Source organism: Methylorubrum sp. B1-46 (assembly GCF_021117295.1).
Lineage (GTDB): Bacteria > Pseudomonadota > Alphaproteobacteria > Rhizobiales > Beijerinckiaceae > Methylobacterium.
Map to the genome: position 1 here is coordinate 1804662 of NZ_CP088247.1, position 17458 is coordinate 1822119.

The 17458-nt window shown below is 65.7% G+C and carries 15 protein-coding genes and 1 pseudogene; 9 read left to right on the top strand and 7 right to left on the bottom strand.

Annotated elements, in window-relative coordinates; genetic code table 11:
- Positions 1-297: a hypothetical protein gene (locus LPC10_RS08405; RefSeq protein ID WP_231346283.1), complete on the bottom strand. Its 297-nt coding sequence runs from the start codon at positions 295-297 to the stop codon at positions 1-3.
- A 285-nt stretch (positions 298-582) separates the two neighbouring features.
- On the opposite strand from LPC10_RS08405, the gene LPC10_RS08410 reads away from it, so the two are divergent.
- A complete protein-coding gene (locus LPC10_RS08410; RefSeq protein WP_231346284.1) occupies positions 583-864 on the top strand; it encodes a hypothetical protein in 282 nt (93 codons plus the stop codon).
- A 179-nt stretch (positions 865-1043) separates the two neighbouring features.
- On the opposite strand, the gene LPC10_RS08415 is transcribed toward LPC10_RS08410, so the two are convergent.
- The 3 genes and pseudogenes from LPC10_RS08415 to LPC10_RS08425 form a co-directional block, all read right to left on the bottom strand.
- Positions 1044-2741, bottom strand: coding sequence for a PAS domain-containing methyl-accepting chemotaxis protein (locus LPC10_RS08415; RefSeq protein ID WP_231346285.1), 1698 nt, complete (start codon positions 2739-2741; stop codon positions 1044-1046).
- 144 nt (positions 2742-2885) lie between these two features.
- A complete protein-coding gene (locus tag LPC10_RS25680) occupies positions 2886-3176 on the bottom strand; it encodes a multiprotein-bridging factor 1 family protein (RefSeq protein WP_370644719.1) in 291 nt (96 codons plus the stop codon).
- A gap of 105 nt (positions 3177-3281) precedes the next feature.
- Positions 3282-3700 (bottom strand): annotated as a pseudogene (locus tag LPC10_RS08425) (GAF domain-containing protein); the annotation flags it as partial.
- 519 nt (positions 3701-4219) lie between these two features.
- Here LPC10_RS08425 and LPC10_RS08430 point away from each other — a divergent pair.
- Positions 4220-6532, top strand: coding sequence for a bifunctional diguanylate cyclase/phosphodiesterase (locus LPC10_RS08430; RefSeq protein WP_231346288.1), 2313 nt, complete (start codon positions 4220-4222; stop codon positions 6530-6532).
- A 452-nt stretch (positions 6533-6984) separates the two neighbouring features.
- On the top strand, positions 6985-7794 hold the full coding sequence (locus LPC10_RS08435; protein WP_231346289.1) for an IS5 family transposase: 810 nt from the start codon (positions 6985-6987) through the stop codon (positions 7792-7794).
- A gap of 6 nt (positions 7795-7800) precedes the next feature.
- On the opposite strand, the gene LPC10_RS08440 is transcribed toward LPC10_RS08435, so the two are convergent.
- Both LPC10_RS08440 and LPC10_RS08445 read right to left on the bottom strand, forming a co-directional pair.
- Positions 7801-8097, bottom strand: a complete 297-nt coding sequence (locus LPC10_RS08440; protein WP_231346290.1) for a protein NO VEIN domain-containing protein — start codon at positions 8095-8097, stop codon at positions 7801-7803.
- 48 nt (positions 8098-8145) lie between these two features.
- Positions 8146-8733, bottom strand: coding sequence for a hypothetical protein (locus tag LPC10_RS08445; RefSeq protein WP_231346291.1), 588 nt, complete (start codon positions 8731-8733; stop codon positions 8146-8148).
- Between the two features lie 250 nt (positions 8734-8983).
- Between LPC10_RS08445 and LPC10_RS08450 the strand changes: the two genes are divergently transcribed.
- From LPC10_RS08450 to LPC10_RS08475, 6 genes are all read left to right on the top strand, one after another.
- Complete coding sequence (locus LPC10_RS08450) at positions 8984-9760, top strand: hypothetical protein (RefSeq protein ID WP_231346292.1); 777 nt, start codon at positions 8984-8986, stop codon at positions 9758-9760.
- Positions 9761-9805: 45 nt separating this feature from the next.
- Positions 9806-10339: a hypothetical protein gene (locus LPC10_RS08455; RefSeq protein ID WP_182553618.1), complete on the top strand. Its 534-nt coding sequence runs from the start codon at positions 9806-9808 to the stop codon at positions 10337-10339.
- A 108-nt stretch (positions 10340-10447) separates the two neighbouring features.
- Positions 10448-11647, top strand: a complete 1200-nt coding sequence (locus LPC10_RS08460) for a nucleotidyltransferase (RefSeq protein ID WP_231346293.1) — start codon at positions 10448-10450, stop codon at positions 11645-11647.
- Positions 11644-12141, top strand: a complete 498-nt coding sequence (locus LPC10_RS08465) for a hypothetical protein (RefSeq protein ID WP_231346294.1) — start codon at positions 11644-11646, stop codon at positions 12139-12141. The genes LPC10_RS08460 and LPC10_RS08465 overlap by 4 nt, the downstream gene beginning before the upstream one ends.
- Positions 12141-13154, top strand: a complete 1014-nt coding sequence (locus LPC10_RS08470; protein ID WP_231346295.1) for a CBASS cGAMP-activated phospholipase — start codon at positions 12141-12143, stop codon at positions 13152-13154. The genes LPC10_RS08465 and LPC10_RS08470 overlap by 1 nt, the downstream gene beginning before the upstream one ends.
- Positions 13155-13173: 19 nt before the next feature.
- Positions 13174-13377 (top strand): hypothetical protein, encoded by a 204-nt coding sequence (locus LPC10_RS08475; RefSeq protein ID WP_182553622.1) that lies wholly within the window; start codon positions 13174-13176, stop codon positions 13375-13377.
- A 37-nt stretch (positions 13378-13414) separates the two neighbouring features.
- Here LPC10_RS08475 and LPC10_RS08480 read toward each other — a convergent pair whose 3' ends face one another.
- Complete coding sequence (locus LPC10_RS08480) at positions 13415-16621, bottom strand: DEAD/DEAH box helicase (RefSeq protein ID WP_231346296.1); 3207 nt, start codon at positions 16619-16621, stop codon at positions 13415-13417.
- Positions 16622-17458: the final 837 nt, after the last annotated feature.

The window sequence follows — 17458 nt, forward strand, 5'->3', positions numbered from 1 at the left end:
TCAGGCCGCGGCCCGGCGCCGGAGCCCGAGGAGCTGGCCCTCCGCCCGGCAGGCTCGGGCGCGCTGCGCCTGGACCTCGGCCTCCAACTCCCGGATCCGGGCGATCAGGGCGCGCTCGTTCGCCTGCGACCGCAGGAGGCGCTGGCCCAGGGCGTGGACGGCCTGCTCCGCCGCGGCGTCCGCCCGGGCCCAAGCCTGCTGCTCGCGCGCCTGCCGGAGGGCGCCGTCGACGGCCAGCAGGGCTGCGCCCAGCCCCGCGCCGATCTCGCCCGTCGCTGCGCGTGCGTGCCCCGCCATGTCCGCCTCCATCCGTCTCTCGCCCCCATAGATTCAGGTCGCGGACGTCTCCGCAACGGCGGCCTGTGCGTAGGGCCAACGATCTCCTGGCCCCTGTGGAAAACCGGGCCGGAGGCGCGACGCGTCACGTCCTTGGAAAAGCGTTGCCTGCCTGTGGATCTCCGTTGCCGCGCGTAGGAGTAACGGGGGGAGAGCCAGGGCCCCGAAAAAGTCGCCCTCGGACGCGGCTCGCCGGGTGCAGGGGTCTGAGGCACCCTGCCGGGCACGGCTTTCAGGATCACCGTCGTGACAGAGCCGGTCGGCCGGGACGAGCTCACGCCCGTCGACCTGCAGGTCGCGCTCGTGGACAGCATCAACGACTTGGCGCCCTACACGCTGCGCGGCATCGGGATGCGCAAGGCCAAGCCTGGGGCGCAGCAGCCAGCCGCCGAGGTCGACGTCCTGCCATTCAGATCGAAGAGATGGAAGGTCGAGAACGGGTCAGGTGTTCGCATGCCGCCGGTTCGGCTATGCGCCATCAGCAGACCTTCGCCCTCGTGCGGCGGCAGGTCCGCTGTTGCTTCGTAAGCAGACTTATCTGCGGAAGTGTGGCTTCCAAACGTTCAAACTCGCGGCCGAGCGATGGGCCGGCGACAGCCCCCCTTGGCGTCTTAGCACTCTGAGCCTTCGCAGCCGATATGGAACTCTCAACGGCGCGCGGCAGAGGCCGCAACGCGCCGTAAGCATATTCCTGGTCTCAAACTCCCTCAGCCCGTGAGAGCCTGCAGGCTGGTGTTGATCTCGCTGACACCCTGGGCGGCCGTCTGCATGCTAGACGAGATCTCCTGGGTGACGGCGCTTTGCTCCTCCACCGCCGACGCCACACCGGTCACCGTCTCCCGTACCGACTCAAGCGCTTGTACAATCGAGAGCAGAGCAGCAACTACCTCTTCCGCGATCTCCTGCATCCCATGGATGTCCTGGGCAATCCGACTCGTCGCCTGCGTCACCTGATTCGACAAGTTCTTCACCTCGCCGGCAACCACGGCAAAGCCGCGCCCGGCTTCGCCAGCCCGCGCCGCCTCGATCGTTGCATTGAGGGCCAGCAGATTGATCTGCTGCCCAACACCCTGGATGAGTTGCACGACGCCATTCATCGACGCGGCGGCGTCCTTCAGCTTCGCTGTGGAGCGGTCCGCCACGATGGTCTGATCGTGGATGGCGTCCACCTCGCCGCGCGAGCGAGCCAAGCTCTGGGCGATCTCGCCAATCGAAGCACTCAGTTCCTCCGCTGCCGAGGCGACGGTCTGCACGTTCATCAGCGTCCGGCCTGAGGCACCGGTCGCCGCGTGCTGAGCCGCCGTCTTGGCGGTGATGTCAGTCGCGTACTTCACGACCTTGAACGGCTGACCCTCCGCATCGAAGATCGGGTTGTAGCTGGCCTGGATCCAGACGGCTCGTCCGCCCTTGCCAAGGCGCTTGAACACGCCCGCACGGTACTCACCGCGCCGGAGCGCCTCCCATAGCTGCAGGTACTCCGCTGACTGGGCGTGAGACGGCTCGACGAAGGTCCGATGGTGCTGACCACGGACCTCGTCCAGGCGGTAGCCGACGACGCCGAGGAAGTTTTCATTGGCGTCGAGGATCGTGCCGTCCATGTCGAAGTGGATGACGCCCTGGGACCGGTTAATGGCCGCAATCTGTCCTGCCACATCTGCGCGGCGCAGCCTGTCCTGCGTGACGTCGGTCGCGAACTTCACGACCTTGTAGGGCTTACCCTGGCTATCGCAGATTGGATTGTAGATCGCCTGCAGCCAGATCTCCTGTCCGCCCTTGCCGAAGCGCTTGTACTCGGCGCGCTGGAACTCACCGCGCGCCAGCGCTGCCCAGAAGTCGCGGTAGGCTTGGCTTCCACACTCAGCCGGGTCGACAAACAGGCTGTGGTGCCGGCCCTGGACCTCTCCTAGGCTGTAGCCCACGGTGCTGAGGAAGTTGGCGTTGGCCGTGAGGATGGTGCCGTCGAGAGCGAACTCGATCGAGGCCCGCGAGCAGCTGATGGCCTGAAGGACGGCTGCCTGATCGGCGCTGCGCTGCTGCTGCGCAGTGACATCCAGCGAGAGCTGGATGATCTTCGTCACCCGGCCGGCACGGTCGAGGACGGGGCAGTAGCTGACTTGCAGCCAGACCTCGCTGCCATGTTTGGTGAGGTGCCGTGAGCATGATGTCCGAGCTTCACCCTGAACGACGGCCGCCCAAAGTTTCTGCTGGTCCCCGCTTCTTGCCTCGTGCGGATCTAAAACGGCTTCGAGCGAGCGGCCATGCAGCTCGTCGAGCGTATAGCCGAGCAGATTGAGATAGCGCGGGTTGGCGCCTGATACTGTGCCGGCCGGCGTCAACTCCACCATGCCCTGCGCACAGCCTACCGCGTGCAGCACGGCATGATCGCCGCGAGAGAACAGCGACATGCATCCATCCTAGAAGCGGCGTTTTCGATTGAACCACGCCCCTGTGAGGGACCGGAGCGCCGCTCTGCCGCCAGGCGGTCTGCTGTTGCCTAAGATGGGCAATCAGGCCCTAAAAGCTCGTTAACCGCTAAATTGATCTTTGATCTAATCAAGATCTCGCACAAGTTGTACGCCCGGGGCAGCTGCGCCGTGGCCGATAAAGACCACTCCTTCGCCTTCCAAGACCTCCTTAACCTTAGTTATCGTCGAGCGGCTGCTCGGCCGGCTTTGATCATCGGCCTCTACTCGCTTGATCGTGTTTGCTGAAAGACCGGTTTTCAGGCTGAGCTCGTCGATGGACCAACCGAGCATCGCCCTGGCGGCACGAACCTGCACGCCGGTGATCACAGAAGATACTGCGGAACTGCGTTCGAGCTGCCGGGAAGCGGTCGGCATCCGCCCCTGTTCAGATGCAAGACTTCTCAGCCAGATTTCATCCGTAACAACTTGAGCCAGTCGGGCTAGCAGCCACCGATCCTCATCGCTGAAGGTGCGTGGCTGTCTGTCGATAATGCACAGTGAGCCGATCCTGATTTCCGGTGCGACGACGAGAGGCGCACCAGCATAGAAACGGATGAACGGCTCCCCGGTCACCAGAGGGTTCGAGGCGAAGCAGCATGCGCGCGGGCGTCGGAAACCACGAACACGCTGTCGTGCAGGATTGTGTAGTTACAGAACGCCTGCTCCCGCGGTGTGCCAGGGACGTTCAGGCCGCATTTGGCCTTGAACCATTGCCGGTCCTCATCAAGGAGCGAGATGAGTGCGATCGGGACACCGAACAGCGACTGAGCAAGCTGAGTGATGCGGTCGAAGGCCGGAGCGGGCGGTGTGTCGAGCAGCTGGAGACGATGGAGCGCTGCAAGGCGCCGGCTCTCGTTCTGCCTCGGCGGCATCGGTGATGTGAAGGCGGTCTTGATCATAACATGCACAGCCGGTCCGCTTTGACGGGCGGCTCTGTGTTAAGGCCGCTGCTCAAAACAGAGAATGGGTACGATCAGGCGCGGGAACGATGTCCCTCCGCTGACAACGAGCGGGTCCTTGTAGATGGAGAAGCTTGGCTAAGTGACACCTAGGGCCGCATGGCAGTGATGCGGAGCAGTCGGCGTCACAGCAAATTGTGCGAAAAACATCCAGAGTCAGCTCGACGCGTGTCACTTATTGGCGCGAAGGCTCGTGAGTTTGCCACCGCACAAATTTGGGTACCTGTTCCGCAGCCTGCAGCGGCCATGGCCCTTTGCGGCGTCATCATCGTTAATACAATACATAGATCAAGACTGAACAGCCTTAGTTAGCTCACTGCGTCATCATGTGCTGGAGAGAGGCAAGTTTTAACCAACGAAACAGGCTCTCTTTTAAGACTGAGGCCATCACTATCTCCAGCGGAGGTCGAGATGCAGTCAATACTAACCTGTGTTACGCAGGCGCACGACCCTCGGCTGATGCTTGTGGCAGGTTTTATCTGCGTCGCGGGCATCTACGCCTCCTTCGCCGTCGCCAACCAAGCAGGTCGCTCGGAGGGTGCGGCACGCCGCAACTGGGCCGGCATCAGCATCGTCGCCGCCGGCTGCACTGCCTGGGCGACCCACATGATCGCGCTACTCGCGTTCGATCCAGGCATGGCGGCAGGCTTCGAGCCGATCATGACCACCTTGTCCCTGCTGGCCGGAATCGGTGGAATCGGCCTCGGCATGGTGCTCGTCGTCGGCCGGCGGCATCGTCTCAGGCGGCTCGCAGCCGGGCTGATTCTCGGCCTCGGTATCACGGCCCTGCACTATCTCGGCCAAGCCTCCTACCAAGTGACGGGGCAGGTTGCATGGGACATGTCCCTCGTTGCCGGATCCTGCCTGATGAGTCTCGCACTGTTCGGCCTCGCGCTGGTGCTGGCAGGTGAACGCAACCGCGGCCTGCGCCGATTGGGCGCTCCGCTGCTGATCGCTGCCATCGTCGTCCTGCACATCGGCGGCATGTCCGCGGTAACCCTGACCTTCGATCCCGAGGTTGCGCTTCCGGTGACCGCCGTCGCGCCCGCCACGATCGCGCCGGTCCTCGCGGCCATCTCTCTCGCGTTGGTGATCCTGGCTTTCGTCGGTCTGCGCTTGACCCTGCATGCGCGGGCGCAAGCGCGGCAGGATCAGCAGCGCCTGCGCGACCTCGCCAACATAGCTCTGGAAGGCCTTGCGGTCTGCAACGGCGAGGTCATCGCGACCGCCAACCACAGCCTCGAACGGCTGTCCGGCCTGACGCAGGCCGAGCTGACCGGCCGCCACCTGTCGGCGCTGCTGCCGGGCCTCGTGGTGGCCGATCTTCCAGAGCAGGAAGAGCGTGACACTGAACTAACCGCCGCCGACGGTCAGTCCCTGCCTGTGCGCGTGCTGCGCAAGGACGTACTGCTCGGCCGTAAGCGCCAGACCGTGGTTGCGATCCGCGATCAACGCGAGCGGCTACACACCGAGGCGCGCATGCGCGCACTGGCCTTCACGGATGCTCTCACAGGGCTCCCGAACCGAGCCCGCCTCGGCGACGTGCTGGCGCAACGCGCGGCCGTCCTCCGAGAGAGTGGGCGAGGCTTTGCCGTCCTCATGCTCGATCTGGACCGGTTCAAATTCGTCAACGACGTCCTCGGCCACGCCATGGGCGACGCTCTGCTCCGCAAGGTCGCGGAACGCTTGCGGTCGGTCATCTCCGAAGACGACATGGTCGGGCGCCTAGGCGGCGACGAGTTCGCTGTCCTCGCGCTCAGCGTGCAGGAGCGCGGCGGACCGCAGTGCTTGGCCGCGCGCATCGTCGAGGTGATGGACCGTCCCTTCCTGTTGGACGGGCAACTGGTCAATGTCGGCGCCAGCGTCGGCGTCGCCCTGGCGCCGCAGGACGGGTCCGATCCGGAACAACTCCTGCGCAATGCCGACCTCGCGCTCTACCAGGCCAAGGCGGAGGGCAAGGCACGGTTCAGGATCTTCGAGCCCGCCTTGGCCGAGCGGGTCGAGGCGCGCCGGACCCTAGAGACAGACATGCGCCGTGCCTTGAAGGCTGGCGAGTTCGAGCTGCATTATCAGCCGCTAGTCGATGCGCATTCCGGGCGAGTGACGGCAGCGGAGGCCCTGGTCCGCTGGCGCCATCCCCGCCGCGGGCTCGTCTCTCCGGCCGACTTCATCCCGCTCGCCGAGGAGACGGGCCTCATCATGCCGCTCGGCGCCTGGGTACTGCAAACCGCGTGCAGCGATGCGACGCGATGGCCGAATGCGATCAAGGTCGCGGTCAACCTGTCCCCTGTCCAGTTCCGCGATGACCGGCTGCCCGAGGCTGTCGAGGACATCCTTCGAGAAACAGGTCTGCCCGCCCGTCGGCTGGAACTCGAGATCACGGAGGGCGTCATGTTCGACGACGAGGAGCGAACTCTGATGATGTTGTCCCGCCTCAAGGCTGCCGGCGTCGGCCTTGCCATGGACGATTTTGGCACCGGCTACTCCTCGTTGAGCTACCTGCGCCGGTTCCCCTTCAACAAGATCAAGGTCGACCGCTCGTTCGTCCGCCAACTACCCGCTGACGCAGAGAGCGCTGCCATCGTTCGGGCCATTATCACCATGGGCTCGTGCCTTGGCATGACGACCACAGTCGAAGGCGTCGAGACGGCCGAGCAGTACGCGTTCGTGGCGTCGGAACAGTGCAGTCAGGTGCAGGGCTACCACGTCAGCCGCCCGCTGCCCTCCGCGGACTTCATCGCATTCCTAGTTGGCCAAAAAGCAGCGGCTTAGGTCGGTTTGGAGTGTCGTGATGTCACCACGCGTCGAGCCCGTATGTCCTACGGCGCCCGGCCCGCAAGCAGTGCAACAGATGAAATGGTCGCGGCCGGCTGCGTCCGCTTCCTCCTCCTCAGGCGACATCCCAACTGACAGAGCAGAAGGTCCGGAAGGGGTCAGGAGTTAGCATGCCGACTGGTTGGCTACGCGCCAATTTCGTTGAAAAACTCGGGATCCACCCGAAGCAGCACCGCCAGCCGCGTTTTCAGGAGAAAATCCTGCCTCAGGATTGCTCATAATACGCGGTCACCGTGGCATCGTATCGCTATTATGAGAAAAATGTTCTCCAGCAACCTGTGTCGGGAGACGCATGGCGCAGGGTCCCGGAGTTTTTCAACGAAATCCGCCATCAGCGGACCTTAGAGGCTGTTATGGACCTGTCAGCTGTGAGGCTCAGATGATGGGCGATGAGCCTGTCCCGGAAAGCCTACCCGTCTGATGTGTCCGATGATGAGTGGGCATTGGTCGCCCCGTATCTGACGCTGGTCCGCGAGGACGCCGGCCAGCGCGCGCATCCGTTGCGGGAGGTGTTCAACGGGCTGCGCTACGTGGTGAAGACGGGCGCGCCGTGGCGCTGGATGCCCCACGACCTGCCGCCTTGGGCGGCCGTCTACCAGCAGGCGCAACGCTGGCTGCAGGCGGGCTGCTTCGAGCAACTGGCCGAGGACCTTCGCGCCGTGCTGCGCCTGGCGGCCGGGCGCAAGGCGGAGCCGTCGGCGGCCATCCTCGACAGCCGAACGCTGCGGGCGACGCCCGAGAGCGGCGAGCGGGCCGGCTACGATGGGGCCAAGCGCAAGCAGGGCTCGAAGCTGCATATGGCGGTGGACACGCTCGGCCACCTCCTGGCCCTGCATGTCACGCCGGCCAACGCCGATGACCGCGCCCAGGTCGAGCGTCTGACCAAGGCTGTGCAGGCGGCCACCGACGATCACGTCGAGATCGCGTTCGTGGATCAGGGCTACACCGGCGAGAAGCCAGCCACAGCCGCGCGCAGGCACGGCATCGAACTGGAGGTCGTGAAGCTGCCGGAGGCCAAGCGCGGCTTCGTACTGCTGCCCAAGCGCTGGGTCGTGGAACGCTCCTTTGCCTGGGCCACCCGCTTCCGCCGGCGCGTCAAAGACTACGAGCGCTATGCCAGCACGCTGGCTGACCTCCACATCGTCGCCTTCGTCTGCATCATGCTCAAAAAGGCCGCTCTACTCGCAGCCAGTTCATAACAGCCTCTAGGCCGAAACCACTGAAACGGCCGCTTGTAGCCACACAGTTACCGTTGCGATGCAATGGTCGGTCCCGCAGCCAGAACGTCCTAACGTCATGCCACATAAAGTTGACCTTGGCCGCACCTCGCCGATACGGTTGCGCCCATGGCTCAGCGGGGGATCCAGAACGAAGATCCGCGGGGCCACGGCGAACTCGAACACGCGGTATAGCCGCCACTCTTCCGGCCGCTCCCTGGATACCGCCTCCTCATTCCGCGTCACGAAAAACGGCGTCGTCTTCGCGCCCCGGGTCGTCTTCACTTTGATGAGGAGCTTCTGGCCGGTCGCCAGATCAATCGAACTGACGTCTTAACTCACACCGTCACCCTCGTCGCGGGCGACCCAGACGACCTTCTTGGTCAGGTCAGAGCGTCCGGCTGCATGGAGACGACGCTTCTCAACCTCGACCACGAACTCCTCGCCAGCAAAGCCCAGCGCACGGTTACGTTCGTCCCGTCCGGCTGGATCGAACTTGCGAACGAGGCGTTCCATGGCGGCGTTGCGAGGACCAGTCTGACGCGCCGGCGGCGGCACGAACAGCGTACGGACAGCTATTAGTGGCGACGCGGGCGCGGCGTCTAGGTCAGGTATGCCAGCCAAGTGTCCTTCGATCTCCGCGACCAAGGCGTCCTGATAGTTGAAGCGGGGCTTATGGCCCCGCAGCCACGGCAACCCGAGCTCGGCCAGGACCGCATTGATGTTTTGGTGCTTGAACTCAATGGAGCCGGCCGAGCGGCCTGTGACCGCCTGGAGAGCGCGGTTGTGTTCCCGCTTGTTGTAGGGGCGCCCGGCAACCTCGTCCGCGAACATGGCGAAGTAGTCCGTGACGACCGCGGCGACCTCCTCTAAGGACCAATCCGTGCCACTTTGAGCTGGATTTGGCAGCTCGCTTTCCACGAAATGACCCTCCTGAACCGGCCCGGCCGACGCTCTTGGGCGGTTGTAGCTGCGGAGTGGTGCGGGAGGCGAGTATCCTGGCCGCTCAGGCATTATCCCCGATTCGTTTCTGAGAGCGCCTTCGAGCATGTTGATCCGACTGGGGGGGAATTGGCTCAGGGCGAGTGATGTCGACAGGGCGGTACGGGCGGGAGGAAACCCCTTCGCCTCGCCCGTGCCGGTCACCTTCCAGGTGACGAGCCGGACCAAGATGCTGCTCGACGCTTGCGTCCGCCTCCTTGCCTATTCGAACCAGATCATCGCGCAAGACATTCCGGTCCGGCTCGTATTCGAAGACGGCCCTGCGATGGGGTATCTCGACCGAATGGGCTTTTTCGATCACCTCGCGCCTGAGGTTGAGGTGTCGCCGGATCGTCCGGCCGTGTCGGGCGCGCATGTGTTCGGCGGCAACAATCGGGGCCTCGTGGAAATCTGTGGCATCCGCCCGGGGATGGATGCCCACGACCTAATCTCCAAGCTCAAGGAGACCATTGGCGCGACCTGCGGGGCCCGGACCGATTTTCCGCAATTCGAGGATGCGATGTCGACGATCCTCTCGGAACTCATCGGAAACGTGTACCTGCACGGTGGCGACGGTGCGACCGGGCATGCGGCCTTCCAATCGTACCCCGCCTCCAACAAGGCGCGCGTCGTGGTCTCCGATAATGGGCGTGGGCTGATGCAGACCATTCGGCCCGCCTTGGAAGCTAGGGACCCGAGCTATCGCGACATCCGGGACATAGACCTGCTCGTGGAGATGTTCCGCGATGGCCTGTCGCGATTCGACGACCCCTCCCACGGAAATGGCCTGAAGGGGTGTGCGACTAAGGCGATCAAATATCGAGCCACACTCGATGTGCGGCTGAGGTCGCAAGCGGTGACGCTGGTGCCATCGGGGGAGGCGTACCTTCCGAACACCGCCATCCTCTCATCGGAGTTACCGGAGCTCGCTGGAACTCACATCGCTTTCGAGCTGTCTCTTGTCTGACGCCATCATCACCGCTTAAATGACGGACATGAACCAGGTGCTTCGATGATCGTGCTTCGCGATATGATGCCCAAGTCCGAGGGCTGGGGACGGGAGATGGGACGACCGGTTTTCTCGAAGCTCGTCGAGCATGTCGAGCGCAACCCCGACCAGACGATCTTCCCGATCTCCTTCAAGGGCGTGAAGCAGGTCGACTATTCCTTCGCGTCCGAGACAATCGTTCAACTCGCCCGCCGCTATAAGGGCGAGAAGGGCTTCTACTTGTTCGAAATCGCCACTCCCTACATCGAGGAAAACATCGACGCGGCCGCCCGACGTGTCGAGCAGCCGTTGGTGATTGCCGATGCGAAGGGCCATCGGTTCATCGGTTTCGAACCTAGTGCCGGATCGAAGGCGGCACTCGATTTCGTCGTTGCACGGTCGCACGCACGTGCCTCCGAAATTGCTGACGCCATTCACGTCACGGTGGCGAACGCCTCCATGAAGCTCAAGCAGCTCTGGTCCAGCGGCTTCCTGCTGCGGCGGGAAAGCGTCGCTGACACGGGTGGCGTCGAATTCGTCTACCAGCGCATCGCATAGGCCATCGAGGTTCGTGGTGAACGGGACCTTGACGACGTTCGGTCGCACCACCATAAATGGCTTCACTTATGGAGATTGGCGCGCTGCCTATCTCGATGGAGATGAGGCATGTTCGTCGATCACCGCTTGGCCCACCGCAAGGCCTACCTGATCAACCTACTGGCGCGCATGTGCGCCGAGCTCGACATCACAGAGAGCCGGTTCCAACAGGCTAAGGAGCGCTACGAGGGCGTCGCCCGGTGGCTTGCCGCCGGCGAGCACTTCCTGCTGCACGATCTCTCCATCTACCTGCAGGGCTCCACGGCCCTCGGGACGTCGGTGCGCCCCATCGGCAAAAACGAGCATGACGTCGACCTCGTCGCGTTCATGCCCTCGGGGACCACCGTGTGGACGCCGGCCTACATCAAGAAGGTGATCGGCGACCGCCTCAAGGCGCACGCGACCTACGCCAGGCTGCTGGAAGAGAAGATCCGGTGCTGGCGGCTCGTCTACGCGAACGAGTTCCACCTCGACATCACGCCGGCGATCCTGAACCTTGCCTGCCGCAACCAGGGTGAACTCGTCCCCGATAAGAGCCTGCGTGAGTGGAAGGGCAGCAACCCGCGCGGTTACCGCAAGGCGTTCGAGGCGCGTGCGGCGCTGGTGCCGGTCATCAAGCTCACGAAAGCATTGGACGAGGAGATCAAGAGCCGCGCCGACATCGAGCCGTTCCCCGTCGCCTCCAGCGGCCGCAGCATCCTCTGCAACTTCGTGCAAGTCGCCAAGCGGCACCGCGACGTCCACTTCGAGGGGCAGGACCTCGCCCTCTGGCCGATCTCGGTCATCCTCACCACGCTGATCGCGTGGAGCTACGAGCGCTGCGTCAAGGCGGGGGTCTACGACACCGAGTTCGACCTCATGATCGCCGTGCTGCGCGGCATGCCGGCCTTCATCCGCCGGACGCTGCCGGACGGGTCCCCGGGCTGGTACATCCCGAACGAGACCACCATCGACGAGAACTTCGCGGAGCGGTGGAACGACGATCCGGACAAGGCGGAGGCCTTCTTTACCTGGCACGCCAAGGCGGTGGCCGACATGGAGAACCTCGCGCGCGTCGATGGCACCGACCTGGTGCGGAAGCGGATGGACGAATCGTTCGGCCCCCGGCCGGTCGGCGCCGCCTTCACCGCGCTGGACAACGAGATCGCCAGCGCCCGCCGCTCCGGCCTGCTGAGGGTGGCGCCGCTCGTCGGACTAACGGCCACGCCGGCCGTCGCGGCTGCTGTCCCCGTCAGGAGCAACACCTTCTACGGGCGGGACTGCGGATGAGCCCCCCCTTCCGTCCGCGGCGCCTCACGCTCGCCCAGCAGCACGTCAACCTCAAAGCCAGCCCCATCACCCGGGGTGATGGCGGCATCGCGGGTGGCGCGCTGACGTGGCGGTTCCAGGCCTCGCCGTCCCCGATCTCGCGCACGTACGATCTACGCCTGACGTATCGGGTCAATGGGGTGCCGGTCACCTTCGTCGATCAGCCCGACCTGACCTTGCTCGCGAACGGGGCGAGGATTCCTCACCTCTACTCCGAGCGGCCCCCGCGGCTCTGCCTGTACCTTCCCAGCGCCTACGAGTGGCGGCCCTCGATGCTGCTGGAGCGCACCATCGTGCCCTGGGCGGTCCTCTGGCTCTGGTACTTCGAGGACTGGCTGGCGACCGGAGAGTGGCGTGGCGGAGGCGTCCATGTCTCCCCCGACGTCGAGGCCGAGATCATCGCCAACAACCCCGGCCTCATCGAGGTCCTTCAGCCCGAAAAGAAGGCCGCGTGATGGAAGCTAACATCGACGCTCCCGAATTCCGTAAGATCCTCACCCTCGACGGCGGCGGCATCCGCGGGGTCTTTCCGGCCGCCTTCCTCGCCAAGCTCGAAGAGCATCTCGACGAGCCCATCGGCCGCTACTTCGACCTGATCGTCGGCACGTCCACCGGCGCAATCATTGCGGCTGGACTGAGCCTTGGCCTCACCGCCGGGGAGATCCTCCGCTTCTACGAGGAGAAGGGCCCCGCCATCTTCGACCAACATCGCGGCCCCATCGCGAACTGGATCACGAGGCAGGCGCGGTCGGCTCGCCACTGGATGGGCACGAAATATTCCAACACGAGCCTTCGGGAGGCGCTGGACGAGGTGATCGGCGGTCGCCTGATCGGCGAGAGCCAGACCCGCCTCGTCATCCCGGCCTGGCATCCGATCCTAGAGCGCGTCTATCTCTACAAGACCGCCCATCACCCGCGTTTCGAGACCGACTACCTTCAGCCGGCGGTCGATGCCGCAATGGCGAGCGCGGCGGCGCCGACCTTCCTCGACCCTTACCTCACGAAGGAGGAAATCGAACTGGTCGACGGCGGCGTATGGGCAAACAATCCCATCGGCGTGGCGGCGGTCGAGGCGGTGGGCGTGCTGCAGTGGCTGGGCAACGGGCTCAAGATCCTGAGCATCGGAACGACCAACGACGTGAAGGCGCCCAGCCGGATCGGAGGCAAGCTCGGTGCGGCGCCGAACCTCGCCCGGCTCTTCATGGCAGGTCAGTCCCATAGCGCCCTCGGCGCCGCGAAGATCATCACGGGCGACGTGCACGACCGCAAGGCGATCTGGCGGATCGACCAGACCGTCCCGCTGGACCGCTACACGCTCGATGACGTCTCGCGCATCGCCGAAATGAAGAACCGGGCCGTGGTCGAGGCGCGCGAGCAGCTTCCCGACCTGCGCCGTCACTTCTTCGGGGAGGTCGCCCCGGCGTTCGAGCCCTTCCACCGGCTGCCGGCTGTGAAGGCCGCGGCGTAAGTAACCGCAGGAGAGCATGATGGCGAAGACACCGTCGAATTCCGGACAGCCCTGGACGCCCGGAGACACGCGGGCCCTGCGCAAGCTGGCCGACGAGAACACGCCGACGCGCGTGATGGCCCTGAAGCTCAAGCGCACGCCGACGGCGGTTCAGTCGAAGGCTGTCGAGCTCGGCGTTTCCCTCAAGCCGGTCAACCAGAGCCCCTATAACCGGCGGAAGTAGCGTTTACGGCGGGACGAGCCCGGCTTCCGGCGGAGGGCTATATCGGTTCCAGCGTCTCGGCCAACGCGGGCAGACGCGTGGCGAGATGCCGGAACACCCCAGCCTCGCGCCAAGCGTCCTGGGCGCCAACGACATAGAGGTTCTCCTTGGCACGGGTCACGGCCACGTTGAGGAGGTTCGGGTAGCCCCCGGCCCATCCCCGAGCGCCGCGCTGCGTCGGCAGCGAGGCCCCGAGCACTAGGATGACGGTGTCCGCCTCGCGACCCTGCACGGTGTGCACCGTGCCGATCCGGTCCCGGGTCCACGCGTAGGGGTCGGAGGTCCATCGCTGCAGCAGGCCGGAGGCTGACACACGCTCGCGGAGCCGTTGGGCCACGATGACGAACGGGCTCACGATGTAGAGGTCGGGCTCGGCCACGCCCGCTTCCGAGAGGCGGCGCAGCAGGGCCACCACTGCGGCTCCCTCCGCGTCCGACCACTTGTCCTCGGTGCGCCCGCCCACGACGTCGACCCAGCGGGAAGGGCCGAGCACGTCCCGGATACCGGAGGCCCGAGACGGTGTCGCGTGCACCATCAGGTTCGAGTAAGCGACCGAGTTCGAGAGGCTGAACATCGGGTCGGCGCAGCGCCGGTGGACCAGTAGGGGGAAGCCGACCTGCACCGAGCCCACGGTCTGCTGGAACTCGGCCACGAAGGTCGCCGAGGCGTCGGCGACCGCCTGGACGGACGCCTTCGGCGCATTCCAGCTTTCCGGGTCGAGCCCGAAGTCCGCGCAGATCGTCTCGGCCAACTCGGTGGGCAGAGACGTCACGGGCTCGATCTGGAGGGGGTCGCCGACCACTACGGACCGCTTTGTACGCATCATCGCGCCGACCACGGCCTGGGGCACGGCTTGTCCCGCCTCGTCCACGAGCAGCCACCCCAGCGTCTCCGGCGGCAGGTACCCGAGCATGCGCGTGACGGAGGCGAAGGTCGTCGAGATCACCGGCACGACGAGGAACAGGGTCGCCCACAGGTCGGGCATGTGCGGTCGCGTCTTCAGCTGCCACGCGTTCCGGCCGATCAGCGCTTTGAACAGGTTTTCGAGGTTGCTCCGGACCGGCACCGCGGCGGCATCGATGAAGGCCTTGTGGACCGCGAGGGCGAGCTCGAAGACTCGGTCCCGCTCCCGTTGGGCGGCGGCGTCGAGCCACGGAGCGGCGAGGTGAAGGACCTCCCTGTCCCGAGCGAAGAAGGCGGCATCGACCGCCCGCGCGCCGCATCTGCGGCGCATCACGGCCACCCGCTCCTCTGCCTGATCCCGGATCGCGACCGCCTGCTGGAATTCCCTGGCGGCGGCCTTCCTCGCCTTCTCGGCAGCGCCATGCTGGCCCTGAGCGGATGCGGAGCGAGCGGCGGCATCGCCGGCCTCACGGTCGGCGCGCTCCAGGACGGCTCCAAGCTGGTCATTGCTCGTGGACCAGTCCCTCGCCGGCCTCGTCCAGAACATCCGCGCGAAGAAGCCGGGCCGACGGGCCTGGTGCGCGTCCAGGGCCTGCTGCGCCCGCTCCCGCACCTGCTTCGCCCGAGATGCCTCCGCCACCGATTCCTGGTGATCCTGCTTCGCCGTGGCGGTCGCTTCCCCAGCGGCATCCGCGGCACGGGCTGCCCTCGCGGCCGCCGACCGAAGTTCAGGCAGCGTGCCGACCTCTTCCCGGGCGGCCTCGATCTCGACCAGGAAATTCCGGACTTTCGCCACCTCGGCCTGGAACTCAGCCCGGGCTTCCTGCCACTTCTTCAGGGCCTCGGTCCGGTTGCGAAGCGGGCTCTCCCTGTCGACGACGAGGGGGCGGCGCTTGCGGACCTTGCCAGGTGCGCTCGGATCGGGCTCCTCGATCCATTGCGGGCTGCCCGCCACCTCGGCGAGGTAGGTCCGAAGCCCATGATCGGGATCGACCCACGCCGCCTCGCGGAAGGCGAAGCGGTTCGAGGCATTGCCGAGCACGGCCGCGATCAGGCCCCAGGCCTCGACCCCGCCGCCGACCTTATCGGCCACCGTCTTGAAGTAGCGCAGGCTACCGGCGTCGTCCGCGATGGCCTTCAGGGCAGGGAGCTCGCGGCTGACGTTCTCGACCGCCTTGTTGTTCGACGAGGCCACGAGCATCTCAAAACCGCGCAGCCGTTCGTCCACCCGGTGGATGGGAACGGTCGCCGTCCCGACCTTGGGCTTGGCGCCGGAGGCCGTGAACGCCTTCTCGGGCACGTCGAAGGTGCACATAGCCTCGGCGCGGCGGACGACGAGCGCGGCGACCATGTCCCGGAGCAGAGTGGTCTTCCCGGTCCCGGGCGGCCCGTTGACCGGGAACAGGTCGATGCCCGGCAGGTCCGACATCGCCACGTTGACCGCGCCCTGCTGCAGCAGGACGAGGGGATGGCGGCCCGGCGCGGGCCAGCGTCCCGGCGGGAAGCGCCCGGGGGTCACCGACGCGGCCATCACCGCCTCGCCTGCGAGGACGTCCTTCCGCTCGGCGCGCTTGGTGATCCCGAGATAGGACCGGAGCGCGGTGGGGACCGTCCCCGCCGTCACGAGCTTCCTGACCGCGGCCATGTCCTCAAGGAAGAAGCTGCCCATCAACGGTGCGTCGGGCGGATCCTGGGCCTTCCAGTAGTGGTAGACGCGGATCGCGAAGGTCGGTCCCTCGACGAGGCTGGGATGGAGCCCCAGAGTCCCGACGAGCCAGTCATAGGCGCCACGGACCGCGTCGGCGTCCAGCGGCAACGGCTTGCCCTCGTCGTCGACCCGACGGAGCCGACGGTCGAGATCCTCGTTCAGCTTGGTCTCGGCCTCGGGCCAGCAGCCCAGACCGACGAGATCCTGCTTGAGGGCAAGCGGCAGGCCCCAGGCGAAGCTCGACAACGCCGTGGCCGCGCCTTCCTCGACCAGCACGCCGGTCTTGTCGACGGTGACGGTCGCGATTGCCGCCATGCCCCGCGCGACGGGCCGGTCCTGGTGCTTGTCCACGAAGACGGACAGCAGGGCGTTGGTGGCCTCGTCCATGCGCACGGCGCCGAGGACGACCTGGTAGAAGAGCTGCTTGTTCTGCCTGGCCTTCTCCCCGGGCGGCCGCCACGGCAGGCCCCTGTCGAGGGCGGCGATCCGGCGTGTGTCGCCGTCGGCCATGTCCGCGGGCTTGCGGTAGGTGACAGGCGACAGCACCTCCAGCGCCGTCCACGCCGAGAGCACGTCCTCAGGCCGATCCCTCACCGGCGGAGGCGCCTTGCGCGGGCCTCGGTCCAGCCATGGCGGCGGCGATGAGGGCTTTGCCTCAGGCTTCGGTTCGGAAGGCGGCGCCTTGGGGGCGGTGGGGCGGGGAGGCCACGGAGGCTTCGACGGTTGCGCAGGAATCGTCGGCGCGCGCGGAGGCGCCTTGGACGGTTCGGCACCTTCCAGAGCCGCGGTCACCTTGGCCTTGAGGCGCCCGGCTCTCTCCGTCGAGCGCTGACCGAGTTCGGCAAGAAGGGTCTTGAGGACCTTCGGGTCGCCCTCGGCTGCCGAGAAGATGCGCTCCAGCTCGACGATGCTAGCGCTGAGGTGGGGACGGGACATCGAAATTGACCAGGAATCCTACGGCCAAGTTTCCTATCGTGGCGGTCCCTTGTCCAGACACACCGTCTAGCTATGCAACTACAAGGCGACAACGACGGAAGGCACAAAGCCCGACTGTTCGTCATGGTGCCCCGTGGATTGCAGACTACCCGCGTGCGCCCGATCCGATAGTCGGCCGCATGATGCACGTGCCCGTGGATCCATATGTCCGGTCCCCTGTCCATGATCATGTCGGTGAGATCGGACGCGTAGCTCCACGCGAGGTCCGCGTGCGGGTCTTGCAGGCTGGCCGGATGCGGGGCGTGATGTGTCACGACGACCGTCGGGCCATCGTAAGGTCGGGCGAGCTCGTCCTTGATAAAGGCTCGGGTCGCCCGGTGCATCGCGAGCACCTCGCCCGGCTCGATCCTATCCCGGGAACGGGGACCCGTCCTGATCCGGCGGTAGTCCACCATGCCGTTGCGGCCCTGGGCGGTCCGGAAGGTGGGATCCTCG